Source organism: Solibacillus sp., from assembly GCF_040273735.1.
Classification (GTDB): domain Bacteria; phylum Bacillota; class Bacilli; order Bacillales_A; family Planococcaceae; genus Solibacillus.
In genome coordinates, this window is the sequence record NZ_JBELZM010000014.1 from 1 (window position 1) to 15364 (window position 15364).

The 15364-nt window shown below is 37.8% G+C and carries 14 protein-coding genes; 9 read left to right on the forward strand and 5 right to left on the reverse strand.

The genetic code is table 11. The features are described 5' to 3' along the window. Positions 1-387 precede the first annotated feature (387 nt). On the forward strand, positions 388-1128 hold the full coding sequence (locus ABS917_RS13645) for an alpha/beta fold hydrolase (RefSeq protein WP_350479499.1): 741 nt from the start codon (positions 388-390) through the stop codon (positions 1126-1128). A gap of 37 nt (positions 1129-1165) precedes the next feature. Here ABS917_RS13645 and ABS917_RS13650 read toward each other — a convergent pair whose 3' ends face one another. Then, positions 1166-1987: a TetR/AcrR family transcriptional regulator gene (locus ABS917_RS13650; RefSeq protein WP_350479500.1), complete on the reverse strand. Its 822-nt coding sequence runs from the start codon at positions 1985-1987 to the stop codon at positions 1166-1168. A gap of 93 nt (positions 1988-2080) precedes the next feature. On the opposite strand from ABS917_RS13650, the gene ABS917_RS13655 reads away from it, so the two are divergent. The 6 genes from ABS917_RS13655 (at position 2081) to ABS917_RS13680 (ending at position 10612) form a co-directional block, all read left to right on the forward strand. Continuing rightward, positions 2081-5167 (forward strand): efflux RND transporter permease subunit, encoded by a 3087-nt coding sequence (locus ABS917_RS13655; protein WP_350479501.1) that lies wholly within the window; start codon positions 2081-2083, stop codon positions 5165-5167. Positions 5168-5267: 100 nt separating this feature from the next. Further along, the gene (locus ABS917_RS13660; protein ID WP_350479502.1) at positions 5268-6446 is read left to right on the forward strand and encodes a M14 family zinc carboxypeptidase; all 1179 of its coding nucleotides are present in this window, start codon (positions 5268-5270) and stop codon (positions 6444-6446) included. A gap of 388 nt (positions 6447-6834) precedes the next feature. Then, entirely contained in the window at positions 6835-7788 is a 954-nt protein-coding gene (locus ABS917_RS13665; protein ID WP_350479503.1) for a cation diffusion facilitator family transporter, read from the forward strand. Between the two features lie 42 nt (positions 7789-7830). After that, entirely contained in the window at positions 7831-8142 is a 312-nt protein-coding gene (locus tag ABS917_RS13670; RefSeq protein ID WP_079528762.1) for an ArsR/SmtB family transcription factor, read from the forward strand. A gap of 409 nt (positions 8143-8551) precedes the next feature. Next, positions 8552-10072 carry a succinyl-CoA:acetate CoA-transferase ScpC gene (locus ABS917_RS13675; RefSeq protein ID WP_350479504.1) on the forward strand — a complete coding sequence of 507 codons (1521 nt, stop codon included), beginning with the start codon at positions 8552-8554 and terminating at the stop codon, positions 10070-10072. 30 nt (positions 10073-10102) lie between these two features. Next, positions 10103-10612 (forward strand): YfiT family bacillithiol transferase, encoded by a 510-nt coding sequence (locus ABS917_RS13680; RefSeq protein WP_350479505.1) that lies wholly within the window; start codon positions 10103-10105, stop codon positions 10610-10612. A gap of 58 nt (positions 10613-10670) precedes the next feature. Here ABS917_RS13680 and ABS917_RS13685 read toward each other — a convergent pair whose 3' ends face one another. Both ABS917_RS13685 and aac(6') read right to left on the reverse strand, forming a co-directional pair. Beyond that, the gene (locus ABS917_RS13685; RefSeq protein ID WP_350479506.1) at positions 10671-11096 is read right to left on the reverse strand and encodes a GNAT family N-acetyltransferase; all 426 of its coding nucleotides are present in this window, start codon (positions 11094-11096) and stop codon (positions 10671-10673) included. A gap of 30 nt (positions 11097-11126) precedes the next feature. After that, positions 11127-11561, reverse strand: a complete 435-nt coding sequence (aac(6'), locus tag ABS917_RS13690; protein ID WP_350479507.1) for an aminoglycoside 6'-N-acetyltransferase — start codon at positions 11559-11561, stop codon at positions 11127-11129. Positions 11562-11757: 196 nt separating this feature from the next. On the opposite strand from aac(6'), the gene ABS917_RS13695 reads away from it, so the two are divergent. Next, positions 11758-12129, forward strand: a complete 372-nt coding sequence (locus tag ABS917_RS13695; RefSeq protein ID WP_350479508.1) for a VOC family protein — start codon at positions 11758-11760, stop codon at positions 12127-12129. 132 nt (positions 12130-12261) lie between these two features. On the opposite strand, the gene ABS917_RS13700 is transcribed toward ABS917_RS13695, so the two are convergent. After that, on the reverse strand, positions 12262-13503 hold the full coding sequence (locus tag ABS917_RS13700) for an erythromycin esterase family protein (RefSeq protein WP_350479509.1): 1242 nt from the start codon (positions 13501-13503) through the stop codon (positions 12262-12264). 344 nt (positions 13504-13847) lie between these two features. Between ABS917_RS13700 and ABS917_RS13705 the strand changes: the two genes are divergently transcribed. Continuing rightward, positions 13848-14411 (forward strand): glutathione peroxidase, encoded by a 564-nt coding sequence (locus ABS917_RS13705; protein WP_350479510.1) that lies wholly within the window; start codon positions 13848-13850, stop codon positions 14409-14411. A 47-nt stretch (positions 14412-14458) separates the two neighbouring features. Here ABS917_RS13705 and ku read toward each other — a convergent pair whose 3' ends face one another. Further along, entirely contained in the window at positions 14459-15283 is an 825-nt protein-coding gene (gene ku / locus ABS917_RS13710) for a non-homologous end joining protein Ku (RefSeq protein WP_350479511.1), read from the reverse strand. Positions 15284-15364 lie beyond the last annotated feature (81 nt).

Genomic DNA, 15364 nt, shown 5'->3' on the forward strand with positions numbered 1-15364 from the left:
TCCTGTTTCATTAGTGAGTCCAATGCAACGCTATATATTTCTCCCAAATTTTCCTTTGGCTCTATGCCAGTATTACAAGCAGAAAGTAATCCCACTAGTAAAAAAAGCAAATAGTAATACTTTATCTTCAAATTTATCCATCCCCATTTAAATTCGACATTTTAATTGTTAAAAACAATCGCTAATGTGCTATATTTCGATAATAGATTATGAATTCCTTTAAATAACTTTTCCAAATCGAAGTTTGGGCACTTTTTAAAATATCCGTTACACTAAAACCCCCGTTATTGGGAACCTTTGTATCTTCAGTTTAAAATGGCTGTTTTTGTTTATTATTATAGAAATACGGAAAAGGATAAGAGATGAAATAAGGGGAGGACTGGTTAGATGTTAAATTATACTCGAAATGGTTCAGGAGAAGTTGTTGTATTAATACATGGATTTTTAGGGAGTACAGCAATATTTGAAAAAATTATGGAACCATTAACAAAACAATTTGACGTAATTGCAATCGATTTGCCCGGCCACGGTAAAAGTGAAATGCCGGAAGGGGAATATACAGTATATCGTTATGCCGAAGATATTATCGATGTATTAGTAACAGAAAAAGTTGAGAAGGCTTATTGGGTTGGGCATTCGATGGGTGGCTATATTACATTGGCCGCAATCGAGAAACAATATTCTAAGATCGAAAAGGCTGTCTTACTGTATTCCTCCGACTCATCGGACACACCAGAAGCAATCGATAAAAGAACGAAGCAGCAGGTAGAGATTCAGGAACATGGAACAGGTTCCTTTGTTGATGGAATTATTCATAATTTCCTGGCACCTGATGCAAAAACGGAAGATGTACTTTTTGCAAAAGAAGTTGCCTATGAAGCAAAAGAAGAAGGGCTCGTTGCAGCGCTTGGTGCAATGAAGTCACGTCCAAACCAACGTGATCTGGTAGATACGTTACCTTTACCAATCCTTGTAATCGAAGGGGAACAAGACAAAGCGGTTACACCGATTACTACATCGAATCCGAATGTGGAAAAAGTAAAAACAAATACAGGGCATCTCGGGATGATAGAAGATGCTCAAACCGTAGCAAGAAAAATTATTCGTTTCCTGAACAGCGATAACTAAAAAGAGAGGGATCCATATTTATTGGGTCCCTCTTTTTTTAACTGTACTGTTTTTTTAAATATAATGTAATCCAATTAAAGCATTCGTTTTTCTCTAAATTGGCGACAAGACCAATAATAATCGCATTTCTTGGATTTTCGCTTTTCAGTTCTGCTATTAATAGCTGGATGGAATCGATTTCTAAACTGTTTGTAGTCTGTTGTTGAAGAGACAGCAGATCCTCCGTAATATGATCAATTGAATAATTTTCGATCCGTTTGTAAAACTGGGAAGGATGTTGCAGCAGTGCGATTTTGCTTTTAGTCGCTAATAAAGTCGTCTTTTCAACGAGTGATTCAGCAAATTTCCCCGAATCAAAGGGCTGGCATGAACCGAAAATATACTGCATATACGATTGAACCATCCCGTTTATAATAACAACTAAATCATATTGTCTTCCTTCAATTTGGTCGCCAAATACTTCGAATAACAGCTTCTCCAAATTTTTATTGGATAGCTCTACATAATAATGAATTCTTTCAATTAATGCTTTATTGATTGCAGAAACATTTTCCTTCATCAAAATATCCGCAAATCCCGCATATTGTGATAATACTTTCATTGTCTGAACAAAGTAGATATGGAGCTTTTCTGAAGGGGTTTGTCCTTCACTGACTGCTTGGTCAACTTCACGTATTATATTGTTCATAAAATGTTCAATTATAGAAAAAACGAGCTCATCTTTCGATTTGAACGATAAATAAAATGCACCTTTGGAAATGCCGCAATGGTCGGTAATTTGCTGTACTGACGTAGCTTCGATCCCTTTTTCAGCAAATAAATGAAGTGCAGAATCAATTATCAATTGTTTTCTTGTCATAATAATTTAAAGCTCCTTTCAATTGACACGTGACCGACTAGTCATTATTATAGAATGGTGGTTACATATAGTCAAGAAAGGTAAGGTGGAACCGTGAAAGGCCTAGTTAATTTCGTATTAAAAAATAAGCTTGCCGTATGGTTACTAACAATCATTATCGTGTTTTCCGGTATTTATTCATCCACACGTATGAAAATGGAATCGATTCCAGACATTTCGATCCCGTTCTTAATCGTTATGGGGGTTTATCCTGGTGCAACACCAGAGCAAGTAATGGATGATCTTTCAATTCCTTATGAAAAGGCAGTTGAAAGTTTAGAAGATGTAAAGGCTGTATATTCTACATCTTCTTCAAATGTTTCACAAGTTCAAGTGGAATATGAATATGGCGTGGATATGGATGAAAAGAAACGTCAATTAGAAGCTGCTTTAGATAATATTGAGCTTCCAGAAGGTGCACAAGAGCCTTCAATTATGGCGATCAGCATGAACATGATGCCTGTCATTGCATTATCAGTAAGTAGTTCGGAAGAAGATATTGTTGAACTGACGTCAACAGTAGAGAAAACAATTCTGCCGAAACTAAACAAAATTGACGGTGTTGCATCTGCGACAGTTACAGGTCAACATCTTGAAGAAGTAGCCTTTACTTATGATGAAGAAAAAATGGCACAACTAGGTTTAACGGAAGACTCTGTTAAGCAAATGATTCAGGCTAGCGACCTTGCAGTCTCGTTAGGATTATACGAGTTTGAAGATGGCGAACAAGCTGTTGCAATTGACGGCAAGTTTAAAACAGAAGAACAGTTAAAAGAAATGCTGATTCCTGTTACACCTTCTGAAACAAACCCGGTTCCTTTCGTGAAACTGGGGGATATTGCTGAAATCGAAAAAGTAGGTAAAGTGCAATCCGTATCTCGAACTAATGGTAAAGATGCGATTGCCATTCAAATCGTAAAAGGTCAGGATGCGAATACGGTTACTGTTGCCAATGCAGTAAAAGATTTAATCGAAGAAGAGCAGAAAGCAATTTCAGGTCTTAAAATCGATATTTCTTTAGACCAAGGGAAACCAATTGAAGATTCTGTCTTTACTATGGTTGAAAAAGCGGTCTTTGGTGGTTTAATCGCAGTATTAATTATCCTATTATTCCTGCGAGACTTTAAATCAACAATCATTTCGATCATTTCAATTCCGGTGTCAGTATTCATGGCATTAATGGCATTGCACTGGTTGGATATCACGCTGAATATCATGACGCTTGGAGCGATTACAGTTGCAATCGGACGGGTAATTGACGACTCGATCGTAGTAGTAGAAAATATTTATCGTCGTATGCACTTGAGAGAAGAGAAATTACAAGGCCGTGCGTTAATTCGTGAAGCAACAATTGAAATGTTCAAGCCGATCATGTCTTCAACATTAGTAACAATTGCGGTGTTCGCACCACTTGTATTTGTAGGCGGTATGGTTGGGGAATTATTCGTACCATTCGCATTAACAATGTCATTTGCATTAATCGCATCATTAATCGTAGCGATTACAATTGTACCAGCACTTTCACACACATTATTCCGTAAGAAAATTTACGGTGAAAAGTCTGAAAGTCAGCATAAAGAAGTAGGTAAGCTTGCAGTAGCATACCGTAATTTCTTGGAGAAAACATTAAACCATAAATGGATTTCATCGATTATTGCGGTTGTTCTATTAGTCGGTTCACTAGCGTTAACACCATTAATCGGCTTTAGTTTCATGGGCTCTCAAGAAGAGAAAGTGATGTATTTAACATACACACCAGGTACTGGCGAATTGATGGATGAAACACTGGAAAACATTGAAGAAGTAGAGAAAGAATTAATGAAGCGTAAAGACATCGATATTTTACAATTATCGGTGAACACTGAACCTTCTACTGATGCTGCTGCAATGATGACTGGCGGCGGTGCAGGCGGTGGTTTAATCTATGCGATTTTCGATCCGGATATGGAAGATTTCCCGAAAGCTAAAAAAGAAGTAGAAGACTATATCTTTAACATTGGTCAATCAGGCGAGTGGAAAACTCAGAACTTCGCGATGGGTATGTCTTCAAATGAAGTGAGCTACACACTTTACAGTGAAGATTTAGATAAGCTAAACGAAGCTGTTGCTCAAGTAGAAGACGTTCTAGTTGATGTTAAAGGACTTGATGAAATTGAGTCTAATGCTTCTGCTCCATATGTAGAAAATGTAATCAAAGTAGATCAGGAAAATGTATTACAATACGGTCTGACTACTGCTCAAATTTTAATGGCTTTACAAACAAATTCAGCTAAAGAAGTGCTGACAACTGTCGAGAGTGACGGCGCTGATATTAATGTAGTTGTTCAGCGTGAAGCAAAATCTGCGGCAGCGGATATTGATGAATTATTGGAAACACCGATTCAAACGGCAACAGGTCAGACAATGACAATTGGTGACATTGTAGAGCTTGAAGAAGGTACGACTTTAAATTCACTATCTCGTCAAAAAGGCGAATACTTTGCGACAGTATCTGCAACGATTACGGATAAGGATATTTCAAAAGCAACATCTGCAGCAGATGAAAAAATTGCTGATTTAGACTTACCTAAAGGCGTTACAACTGGTGTAGGTGGTGTTGCGGCAGATATGGCTGAAACATTTACTCAACTAGGTGTTGCGATGATTGCAGCAATTGCAATTGTTTACTTTATCCTAGTAGTAACATTCGGTGAAGGTTTAGCTCCATTTGCGATTTTATTCTCATTACCATTTACTGTAATCGGTTCATGGATTGGATTATTCGCAACAGGTCTTACAATTTCGGTTTCAGTTATGATGGGATTACTGATGTTAATCGGTATCGTAGTCACAAACGCAATCGTACTTGTTGACCGTATTATCCGTATGGAACATGAGGGTATGAACATGCGTGAAGCAATACTGGAAGCCGGAGCAACTCGTTTACGTCCGATCTTAATGACGGCGATCGCAACAATTGGTGCAATGTTACCAATGGCATTCGGTGGAGCTGGCGGCGGTCTGATTTCTCAAGACCTGGCAGTAACAGTAATTGGTGGTTTATTATCATCAACATTATTAACATTAATCATCGTACCGATTGTTTATGAAGTATTATCAAAAATGCTGAAGAAAAATCGTAAGGATGTAAAAGACAATTAATACGAGCAGCCTGTAAGAAGTCATTTCTTGCAGGCTGTTTTTTAATGTAAAGTGATGGGTATAGAAGATAAGTTTTGATATACATAAAAGGAGGCATGAGATGAAGAAATTATTGTTGTTAAGTCTGATAGTTGCAGCGATTTTCAGTATCAATGCGAATTCTGCCGAAGCGGCTTCAGATACGATCGAACTTGGCAAATACCCTGTGCAAGTAGTTGCGAAGAAAAATACGGAACTGAAAGATGAACAGGGCATGGTCATAAAAACTGTAGTAAAAGGAGACAAGCTATTACTGCGGGCGATAAAAGGAAAGTCGGGTATTATCAAATATTCTTCCCAATCCGCTTTTATCCCTTTAACTGATGTTCATTATATCCAGCTGGTCGATGGTGCAAAAACAATCACATATGACGAAGTGGCAGCAAAGCTAAAGCTTGTTTCAGCAATGTATCCGTCACTGGCGAAATTGCAGGAAATCGGAAAATCGGTTGAGGGACGACCTTTATTTTCCTTAAAAGTTGGAACCGGGCAAAAAGAAATATTAATGGATGCGTCTTTTCACGGACGTGAACATATGACGACAAATGTTTTGGTGGAAATGATTGATACGTATGTTAAGGCTTATGTAAACGGAACGAAAATCGAAAAATACGATGTAAAGAAAATATTAAGTGAAGTGAGCATCATATTTGTGCCAATAGTGAATCCGGATGGGGTAACACTTGCACAAGGTGGCAAAGTAAAAACATCGATGACAAAACTGAAAGCGATGAACAATAACAGTACTAATTTCAATCGTTGGAAAGCAAACATGAACGGTGTCGATCTGAATCGTCAATTTAATGTGAATTGGCATTTAATTAAAATGACAAAGCCTTCATTCAAAGAATATAAAGGGAAAGCGCCAAATACAGAACCGGAAGCGCTCGCAATCAAACGACTGATCGATCGCGGAAATCATTTAGCGTATGTCTCTTATCATTCTTCCGGTCAGATTATTTATTGGAGCCAAACGAAAACAAAATTCAGCCGAACAAAAAAGTTTGTTAAAGGGATATCAAACATTACCGGTTATAAGTTGATGCCTGTAACCCCAAAAAATGAACCGATTGCAGCTTCTGAAGATTACTTTATAAAAGTAAAAGACCGCCCTGCAATGACGGTCGAAATCGCACCATTTGCAGGTGAAGCATCAGTTCCTTTAAAACGTTGGAATAATGTTTGGAAGCAAAATAAAACAGTCGGACTGTATGTAGCCAATGAAGCGCGAAATTGGTGAGAAAAATGGTGAACCGCAATTGCGGATTCCCAGTTTTAGTTTTCTTATTGAGTCGGTGCTTTTCATAACAGTGGAAGTGCTATAGGAAGTATTGTTCTATAGCCACAATGTCAAAAACAGTTATAGCATCGAACTATTTGGTTTTTAGCCATCGTCTTCTTTTTAGTTTGGGTACGATATCTGACTGAGAAAACGGAAATAGCTGAAAAAATTGAAGTCCAATAATTCATTCGATAAGTGTTCAGGGCGAAAGCTGAACACTTTTTTCTAATAATAAGAATCGTAGCTGTTATAAGCGGGCGTATGTAATTGACAATTTTCTGAAATCATAATATATTATTATATGAGTATGTGTTCATATATAAAAAGAAAAATGGGGGCGTTATAATTGGGAGAGCACCATCATCACCATCATTCACATAGTACGAACAAGAAAGTTCTTTTTATATCCTTTTTAATGATTACCGGTTTTATGGTTGTAGAAGCGATAGGCGGAGTGCTGACGAACAGTCTTGCGCTGCTGTCTGACGCAGGACATATGTTAAGCGACGCGGTTTCACTTGGAATTGCATTAATGGCCATTATTTTTGCGCAAAAAGTAGCCAATGCCAGTAAAACATTTGGCTACAAACGTATTGAAATATTAGCAGCCACACTGAATGGCCTGACATTAATCATCATCGCGCTGTTTATTTTTTACGAAGCAATTGGACGTTTTATGGATCCACCTGAAGTTGCTTCAACCGGAATGCTCATCATCAGCAGTATCGGATTGGCGGTAAATATTTTAGTGGCTTGGATTATGATGCGCGGTGCCGATACGAAGGATAATTTAAATATGAGAGGCGCGTATCTGCACGTGATCAGTGATATGATCGGTTCAATCGGTGCCATTGTTGCCGCTTTACTTATCCTGTTCTTTGAATGGGGATGGGCAGATCCATTGGCCAGTGTTTTTGTAGCTGCACTAGTGCTTCGAAGCGGATATCATTTAACGAAAGCTTCATTGCATATCTTAATGGAAGGCACACCACAGGATGTAACTGTCGATCAAATCATTCAGACGATTGAAAAATATGATGAAATAAAAGCGCTTCATGATCTGCACATCTGGACTATTACGAGCGGGTTAAATGCCTTGTCTTGCCACGTTGTTGTAAATGACGACTTAACGATAAAGGAAAGCGAGCAACTGTTAGATAAAGTCGAACATGACTTGCTTCATCAAAATATTCATCATGTAACGATTCAAGTAGAGACAAATACGCATCAGCATGATCATTCGGTTTATTGTACAGCAAAGCAAGATGTAAGCCATCAGCATCACCACCACCATCATTAATCAATTACGCCTAGCGTATAGGAGAAAAGAGTGTTTAATCGTATGACAATGGAAAAAAGAACCCAACATGAATTGGATGAAGAAACATTGTTTGTCGTTTCGCAAACGTTCAAGGCGTTAAGCGATCCAACACGAATCCGTATTTTAAACATGTTATGCTGTGAAGAACATTCGGTAAATGACATTGCGGAAAAGCTCGATTTAAATCAGTCGGCAGTTTCCCATCAATTACGTTTTTTGAAGAACTTGCGTTTAGTAAAGTTTAGGCGTGAAGGGACGACATTGTACTATACAAGCGCAGATGACCATGTTATCAACTTGCTGCATCAGGCAATTGATCATGCCCATCATTAAGTAAATAAAGTAACCAACAACACGTAAAAGTCTTATTTAAAGAACTTTTGCGTGTTTTTCATTGGATTACATATTTCAACTGGTAATGAAATATTACCGCGAGAATGGGAACTTCGAGCGTAATACAAAGTGTAAAAGGTGCAGAATCATTGTTTTGTCAATAGATTAATGTTGCGGAAAATTAGGTTTTTAAGTGAAAGATACCTCCCTAAATCTGTTTTTTTATTTACTATAGTTTTTTTCTATTAAAATTATAGGAAGTATCTAATGGACGAAAGACGAATCTCTCATTACAATGTAGATAAGGCGATTAAAAAATAAAGTGTAACGGATTTTTTAATTGGCTATATGGATTTACAGAAATTCATCGTAACATCGAACTAAAAATACTATTTTGGGGTGATTGTTAATGGGAAAAGATTTAAGTCAATTCATTAGAAATGAAGCGTTTTTAAACAAAGTTGTATCAGCGGAGGAAGCCGCGTCTTGGATTGAGGACGGCATGAATCTGGGTATGAGTGGTTTTACGCTTTTCGGAGAGCCAAAAGAATTTCCGCTTGCACTTTCTAAACGAGGAGAGCAGGAAAATTTCAAAGTAAACCTTTATACAGGTGCATCATTAGGGCCAACTGCTGACCAATCAATGGCAGAAGCAGGAATCCTCAACTTACGTGTGCCTTATCAAGGAAATGCGATTCTGCGCGGTAAAATCAATAACGGAGAAATTTTCTATATTGATCAGCATTTATCACATACAGCAGAAGAAGTTCGTAAAGGTTCACTTGGTAAAATTGACTATGCAATCATTGAAGCAGCAGCAATTACAGAAGATGGTCTAGTCATTCCAACAGGTTCAGTAGGGAACTCACCGATCTTTGTAGAAAAAGCTGAAAATGTCATTATCGAAATTAATACGACTGCCCCAAAAGCATATGAAGGGCTCCATGATATTTATGTACAGAAAGCACAAGGCGAGCGTAAAGAGATCCCTATTTATAATACTGGGGACCGAATTGGGGAAATCGGAATTAAAGTAGACCCTGCGAAAGTAAAAGGAATTGTTTTATCGGAGCAGCCGGATATTCCGTCACCATTATTCGAGCCAAACGAAGAAACACAGAAGATAGCCGATAATTTATTAGCATTCCTGGCAAATGAAGTTGAAGTCGGGAATTTACCGGAATCTTTAGCACCGCTTCAATCAGGCGTGGGCTCGGTAGCAAATGCCGTATTAAACGGAATGCAAAAATCTCAATTTAAAGATCTTGAAGTATTCTCGGAAGTACTGCAAGATGGTGTGTTTGACCTGATCGATGCGGGTATTGTTAAATTTGCTGCAGGTACGGCATTCTCACTATCTAAAAAGCGTGTGGATTCACTAGCGGAAGACTTAGCAAAGTACAAGGATAAAATCATGTTCCGCCCACAGGAAATTTCGAATAACCCGGAAGTAATTCGTCGCTTAGGCGTTATTTCTTTTAACACAGCGATTGAAGTAGACATTTACGGTAATGTCAATTCAACACATGTAAACGGCACGAAAATTATGAACGGTATCGGCGGTTCCGGGGACTTTGCCCGTAATGCGCGCATTACAATTTTCGTAACATCTTCATTAGCGAAAAACGGGGCTATTTCAACAATCGTTCCATTCGTTTCACATATCGACCATACAGAACACGATGTAGATGTAATCGTAACTGAGCAAGGCTATGCGGACCTTCGTGGACTTCCGCCAGTGAAGCGTGCTGAGAAATTGATTGAAATCGCACATCCGAAATATAAAGAACAGTTACGTGCTTATTTCGAAGAGGCAAAAGAAAAAGTAGGCGGCCAAACACCGCATATCCTCGAAAAAGCATTCTCATTCCATAACAATTTAAAAGAGAATGGGACAATGTTGTTTGAAGACGACAAAATTAAACACTAACTGATAAACAGACAAAGGTGGCGTTTTAACATGGATGTAAAGTTTCCTATTGGTCCATTGCAAGTACCTGAACAGGTGACACTTGCCGATGTAAAGGAATGGTTACAACAAACGGAATCATTTACGACACGTTTAAGAGAAGTTGTCGATTCATTAAATGAAGAGCAGTTAAACAAAACTTACCGCGAAGGTGCATGGACAGTTCGTCAGCTTGTTCATCATATTGCTGATTCACAACTGAACATGTATCAGCGACTGAAGCTGGCACTAACGGACGACAACCCTACAGTGCCTGGATTTAATCAAGAAGAGTGGGCAGTACTGCCAGACAATGACTTACCTGTAGAAAGCTCGATTAAAATGCTTGAAGGTATTAATGAGCGAATCGTTTCTTTAGGTCAACATTTAACTGAAGACCAGCTAAAGCGACAATTTACCCATGAAACAAACGGGCCGGTCACAATTGCTGCAAAAGTTGCAAAATTGGCATGGCATGAGGAGCATCATTTTGCTCATATTAAAATTGCCCTATCAAATTAATCTGATTTTTAACGAATTGGCTTACCCGATTAGGTAAGCCATTTTTTTATGAAACGTACTATTTTATCTCCTTATATAAAAAGACGAGTCGTTCAATTTCTTCAAAGCCATTATTTTTATAAAATTGTTCTGCCGGTATATTGCGGTTTGTGAGCAGTGTCATGGATTCTACGGATTTATCTTTCAGCTGGATTTCTAAATAATTCAGCATCGCTTTACCAATCCCCTTATTTTGCAATGACTGATCGACGCACATTTCATGGATGAAATATTCATCGCCACTATACCATTTCCGCTGCACGCCCATTATAAAGCCAAGCAGTTCGCCTTTTTCTATAGCGATCACGCCCAGAAAGTTTGGGGTATTATAGTAATCGGATAAATACTGGTTTGCACTTTCATTGTTCCAGTCGTCATTCCAAGGCTCGGCATTAAATACTTTTATAAATGCTGCTGTGCATGTTGCTAAATCAGTTGCTTCCATTCTTTTAAACTCCACAATCATTCACTTCCATTATAGTTTCTTTGTAAAGCATATAACGCGATTTGCCTCTGTAAAGCCTAGTTTAAGATGAACGTTTAAACTATCTACATTAGACAATTCACAGTCGCTTGCAAACTCTGTACATCCTTTTGCTTTAGCCCACTGTTCACAAGCTTGCACTAAAAGTTGTGCGAAATGCTGTCTACGGTAGGAATCTACGACATATAGGCCTTCCAAATAACCAACCGGGCTGGAATGTGTACCTTCCACATAATCAAAGCGAAGCTGACATTGTGCAAATCCAATCACTTTTTCATCATCAAATGCTAAGAAAACAGTACTGTTTGAATTAGTAATAACGTCCTCCATGTTCTGTACGAATTCATGTAAATCATTGCCTGGCCAAAGAAGTAAAGCAAGTTGAGCAGCTGCTGATGCTTGGTTCAGTGTCGCCTCGTTAATCATAATTTCCTCCTGTTATTTAAAGATAAGTATGTTTACTATTATAGAATAAAATGGAAGGGAATAGTGATTATATAACGAATAGTCAAAAGTTATTGTTCTGATGAAGGATCAGTTAATTCACTAATTGGAAGGGAAAAGGCATGTAGAAAGGGAATTCTTTTATACAGCTGATTAAAAATAAAGGAGAGATATTACTTTGAGTAATTCATTTATTGAACAAGTACATTATATTCGAATTCCTGTAAAGCATTTAGAATTGTCTGCACATTGGTATAGAGATGTATTAGGGTTTCAATTACTAAACAATACTCAGGAAAGAGCAATTTTAAAAATAAATGAAGGACCGTTCTTACTGATCTTAGTTCCTACTGCAGATGAAACATTTGCACATTTTACAATCGATAATAAACAAGAATTCAGCATAGGCTTTACCAGTCCTGAACTGTTAAAATTTCATCAACACTTAATGGATCATCAAGTTAAGGTAGAAGAGATAAAGGAAGATAATGGTCATGTCTTTTTTCACTTTTATGATCCAAATGGTAATAAACTTCAAGTTCACTGGTGATTTTTATAAACATATTACCTAAAAACATTACGCAATTAATATACAGGTAGAAGATAACCCTTGCTAAAATTTTCACTGCAGATTTGAGACTATACATAAAAAAGAAAGCCATACGATAAACGTAGGCTTAATTTATAATGGCTTTAATGAATTTGTCTGTTCAATGTAAATAAAGGCATCATATCTTGAACCGACGTTGGACGGAACATAATTCCCATAAGCTTCATATTCGGGGTGATAGACAACACCGATTGCACGATGGCCAATCCGGTCATTGAACAATTCCCGATTTTCATCAGTGAAAATCAATACTTTATCTTGCCCGCCAGCTGCATGGAGCTGTCCTTCCCATGTGTTGAGTTTGGAAGAGGGAACTGGGATTACTTGGAGAGGATCTCCCCAGCTGTCAGCAGCGATGACAGTTCCTTCATATGTTCCGAATCCGATGGCATAGGTATTGTTCTTTCCATACTGTTCACGGACAAGCTGGCCGACGTTGATCATTTGATCTTCTTTCATACTTGTAGCGGATGCATCCCCGATATGCGTATTATGTTCCCAAATAATGATTTTTGCATCTTCACCGTGGTATTTCAATAATTCGTTGATCGCTTCCACCATATGTGAATCTCGTGTATTCCAGGAGATGGCATCCTGCATCATTTCCCGGTAATATGTTTCCGCATTTTTGGCTACAAGCGCATTCATCATGACATTTAAATCTTCTTCTTGTTTATTCGAGAAATGTTCCTTATTATTTCGTAACGACCTCAGCAAATCCGTTACTTCACGGACACATTCATCCGTAAATTGAGCAGTTGATAGAGCATAGTGCTCAGGCATTCTGTTGTAAGGCTCAAAGCAGGAAAAAGCTTTCTTTGCATGTTCAAAATCGGCTTTATACTTAGGATTTTCGGATAAAAAGTGTATCACTTCATCCATCGATTCAAAGAGACTATATAAATCAATACCATAAAACCCGACCTTAGTGCTCAAAGTATTATTTTTATCCTTTAGCCACTCTACAAATTGTTCTACTTCTTCATTTGCCCACATCCATTGCGGCCACCGATTAAAAGATTCCTTTAAGATTGCAGCTGCATTTGCATTAACCTCTTCATAACCTTTAACGTAGCGGTTCACTGCCTGTGCAGACGGCCAGTCTCCTTCTACCGCGATAATATTAAATCCTTTTTGATTGATCAGCATTTTCGTTAACTCGGCACGGACTGTATAAAACTCCGAAGTACCATGCGAAGCTTCCCCGATCATCACAATTTTGGCATTTCCAATCGACTCGACAATTTTATTTAAACTTTGTTCATTACAGGGAAGTGCATGCTCTTTTATTGCAGCTACCAGTTTTCTTGGCAAGTTTATTCACTCCTTTCATACATCATTATCTTTCCCGCGCTATTTATATGAATACCCTGATGCGTGTAATTTACTCAAAAGCAAATATGAAAAACAATACAAATTACTTTTAAAATTATTATGTATAACCATTAAATAAGTGGTGATACTATTAGCGATGGTCGGTTAGCCATCGAATGATTTGGCGCATGATTCCTCGTGAATCTGATGCGCCTTTAATTTTGCCCATTTTTATTTAAAGGGAAAATCTCTATTTTTTAAATCTTTCGGGTTAGTAATTTTGTACTTATGCGAAATTTATAATATGATAGTTTTATACTAAACGCTGTAGGGAGATTGACTTAATGAGCATTTATAATTATTTAGTGAAAAAAATAAACGGTGAGATCCTTTCGATGGAAACTTATCGAAATCAAGTAATGCTGATTGTGAATACGGCAAGCAGTTGCGGTTTTACTTTCCAATATGAAGACATGCAAAAATTATATGAACGCTATGCAGAAAAAGGGTTCACAGTTCTTTCTTTTCCATGCAACCAATTTGGCGAACAGAATCCGGAAGACGGGGAAACGTCTGCAAGACAATGCAAGCTACAGTTCGGTGTTACATATCCAGTGTTTGATAAAATCGATGTGAATGGCAAGGAAACACATCCGCTTTTCAATTATTTAAAACACGAAGTTGATTGTCCGGAATTCGTTCGGGAGACAATGCAACAAAAACATTTATACAATAGAATTCAAACAAACTATCCGGATTACTTAATCGGGCGCAATATTCGATGGAATTTCACGAAGTTCCTAGTAGACGGCAGTGGCCGCGTCATCCAGCGTTTTGAACCGGATGATTCATTCCTTGATATCGAGAAGGCGATTGAAGAGTTATTGGTAACGGCAGATGTAAAATAATTCGAATACATTTTAAGCCCATTTCTTCGTTGGAAATGGGCTTTAAATTATGCATTTTTCTTTGTTCTTGTAGTGGTTGTTCTTTTTCTCGTTTTTGGTTTCTTTGTTTTATCAAGGGATGCTTGTAATGCGGACATTAAATCGGTCACATTATCAGGCAACGGTCGTTTTTCGTTTGCAACAACCGTACTTTCCGCTTTCTTTTCCTCAATCAGCTGCATAAGCGCTGTCCGATAATCATCCGTGTATTTAGTCGGATCGAACTCGGTTGTTAACTGTTCAACAAGCATAAGGGCCGTATCAAGTTCCTTTTGCACGACTGCTTCAACACTCGGTATATTCGGTACGTCCCCGACATTTCGTACTTCATCAGGGAAATGAATGATTTCCATTACTAATGTGTTTTTATAAACACGGACAATAGCCAATTGCTCTTTTGATCGAATCGTAATTTTAGCCACACCGATTTTACCGGATTCCTCCAACGTTTTTCGTAATAGGACATATGCTTTTCCACCAGTATTGTCAGGTGATAAATAATACGTCTTTTCAAAATAGATCGGGTCGATTTCTTCCAGCTTAACAAAATCTATAATCTCTACTGATTTATCTTCATTTTCTTTGCGCAAATTTTCCAGGTCCTCTTCATCCAAAACGACGAATTTGTTTTTCGTATACTCATAAGCCTTTACGATATCTTCATCTTTTACCTCTGCCTGACAACCTTCACACACCTTTTTGTAGCTGATCGGTGTATGACATTCCTTATGGAGCTGTCTAAGTTTAACATCTTTATTTTCAGTTGCCGCATGAAGTTTTACCGGAATATTTACTAAGCCAAAACTAATACTACCTTTCCAGACAGTATGCATGTTGTCACCTCATTTTTCCTTACTATGGGACTAAAAATTTTATTTATGTATCGTCTTCGAAAAAAAACAAAGGATAAATAG